At 61.9% G+C, this 599-nt stretch carries 1 protein-coding gene; it reads right to left on the reverse strand.

Going from position 1 to position 599, the window contains the following annotated elements:
• The coding region (locus AC3A4H_RS23605; RefSeq protein ID WP_487768881.1) for an IS30 family transposase at nt 1-530 on the reverse strand (530 nt) is incomplete at its 3' end.
• Nucleotides 531-599 lie beyond the last annotated feature (69 nt).

Raw genomic sequence — 599 nt, forward strand, 5'->3', positions numbered from 1 at the left:
AGCTGCTGGCGCTCGCGAACAATGTCCGGACGGTGCAGAATGCTGAGTTCCGGGCTGAATCTGCGGCCATAGCGTCGCCGGGCATGGCGAGGCCGGCGACGCGCCCGACGCTCGGGCAGATAGTGCCACAGCTTCATCTCGTGGCCATCGGGCGAGTAGGCAAAGCGGTAGATGGTCTCGTGACAGACACGTGTCGGGCTTCTCTCGAGTTGCAGTCGGCCGGCGATCTGCTCTGGCGACCAGCCATGCTTGATCCGCTCGATGATTGCCGAGCGCAGGCGCGGAAACCGCACCAGCTTGCGATATCGGCTGCGGCGCTCCTTGGCCTTGTTGTGGGCCGTCACGCAATAATAGCCGATCAGTTCGGGCATCTCCCGATCCTCAAAGGCGTTGCGCCGCAGCTCGCGGAAAATCGACGATCGATGCCGGCCGAGTTTCCCGGCAATCACGTCGACGGCGACGCCGGCCTGGCGCCAGCGTGCGATCTTGCGTCGTTCATCCAGACTGATTTGCGAGTAGGTGCGTTTCATCTGCGGTTCCTTGCCTGCGATAAGCCATTGATATCGCTGCAAAGTCGCACTTCAAGGTAGAATCCACCC

This window comes from Pseudaminobacter sp. Soil_N_29, from assembly GCF_057656055.1.